The 2,067-nt window shown below is 70.3% G+C and carries 1 protein-coding gene; it reads left to right on the top strand.

Going from position 1 to position 2,067, the window contains the following annotated elements:
- The coding region (locus FJ930_RS30225) for an Ig-like domain-containing protein (protein WP_210245393.1) at window positions 1-2,067 on the top strand (2,067 nt) is incomplete at both ends.

Raw genomic sequence — 2,067 nt, 5'->3', positions numbered from 1 at the left:
ACCGACGGCGACGGCGACCAGTCGCAGACGACGCTGACGCTCCATATCGGCGATGCCGGCGTGACGGTGACGCCGCCCGCGATCGGCACGGCCGCAGACACGGTCTACGAAGCAGGCCTGGCGGACGGTTCGCAGCAGGGCCTGACGCAGACGGTCGCCAGCGGCACGATCGCGGTCGGCGCGCCCGACGGCGTCGCCTCGATCACGGTCGGCGGCGCCGCGGTGGCGTTGGACGGCACCCACACGACGGTCGCCGACGGCACGCGCGGCAGCCTCGAAGCCTGGTGGAACGGCACCGCCATCCAGTACCAGTACACACTGCAGAACAACCATCTCGAGAGCCCGGCCGCCAACAATGGCCAGGACCTCGAGGCGCAGCCGCAGTTCGCCGTCGTCGTCACCGACCAGGACGGCAGCACCGGCAATGGCGCCCTCACCATCAACATTGTCGACGACGTTCCGACGGCGCATGCCGACGCGCTGACGATCGCGGCGGCGGACTTTGCCGGCCATGGCGGCAACGTCATCACCGGCACCGGCGAGGACAGCCCGGCCGTGGCGGCCGACGTGCAGGGCGCGGACGGCGCCAGCGTGACCTCGGCCTATGGCAAGGACGGCGCCGGCTCGGCGCAGGCCGTGACCGCCGGCGGCGTGTCGGTCGCTGGCCAGTACGGCACGCTCCTGCTGCACGCGGACGGCTCCTACACCTACACCCGCGCGGCGGGCTCGCCCGGCGGCGTGGACGACGTGTTCCATTACACGCTGACCGACGGCGACGGCGACCAGTCGCAGACGACGCTGACGCTCCATATCGGCGATGCCGGCGTGACGGTGACGCCGCCAGCGATCGGCACGGCCGCCGACACGGTCTACGAAGCAGGCCTGGCGGACGGTTCGCAGCAGGGCCTGACGCAGACGGTCGCCAGCGGCACGATCGCGGTCGGCGCGCCCGACGGCGTCGCCTCGATCACGGTCGGCGGCGCCGCGGTGGCGTTGGACGGCACCCACACGACGGTCGCCGACGGCACGCGCGGCAGCCTCGAAGCCTGGTGGAACGGCACCGCCATCCAGTACCAGTACACGCTGCAGAACAACCATCTCGAGAGCCCGGCCGCCAACAATGGCCAGGATCTCGAGGCGCAGCCGCAGTTCGCCGTCGTCGTCACCGACCAGGACGGCAGCACCGGCAATGGCGCCCTGACCATCAACATCGTCGACGACGTTCCGACGGCCCATGCCGATACCGACAGTGTGACGGCCGGGAGCTACGGCCCCGAGCTTGGCAATGTGATCACGGCGGTCGGCACGACGTCGTCGGGCGCCGACACGCTTGGCGCCGATGGCGCGGTCGTGGCGGGCGTTGCCGCTGGCTCCGGCGGCAACCTTGACAACGCCGCAACGGTAGGCGCCGTGATCCACGGCACCTATGGCGACCTGACGCTGCAGGCCAATGGCGACTACAGCTATGCCCGCCATGCCGGCACGCCCGGCGGCGTGGACGACGTCTTCACCTACACGCTCAAGGACGGCGACGGCGACCTGTCGCACACGACGCTGACCATCTCCATCGGCGACAGCGGGGTGACGACGACGGTTCCGGTGGCCGGCACGGCCGGGGCGCAGGTGTCGGAAGCGGGTCTTCCGCCGCATGGTGCCTTGCCGGCGGGCTCCGGCGAGAGCGCCGATGGGCTCCCCAACAACAACTCCGACACCTCGGAGACGACCACCGGTTCGATCACCTATACGGCGCCGGACGGTCCGGCCACGGTGACGATCGGCGGTTTGGCGGTGAGCGCGGTCGGCCAGACATTTGCCGGCAGCTTCGGCACGCTGACCATCACCAGCATTGCCGCCGGCTCGGTCGGCTACAGCTACACGCTGACCACCAACACCTCCGGCGACACCACGCATGACGACTTCGCGGTCTCGGTGACGGACGCCGACGGCGACCACAACGACAAGACGCTGACCATCAACATCGTCGACGACGTTCCGACGGCCCATGCCGATACCGACAGTGTGACGGCCGGGAGCTACGGCCCCGAGCTTGGCAATGTGATCACGGCG

Source organism: Mesorhizobium sp. B2-4-15 (genome assembly GCF_006658505.1).
Lineage (GTDB): Bacteria > Pseudomonadota > Alphaproteobacteria > Rhizobiales > Rhizobiaceae > Mesorhizobium.
This window is presented reverse-complemented; position numbering and strand designations above follow the sequence as displayed.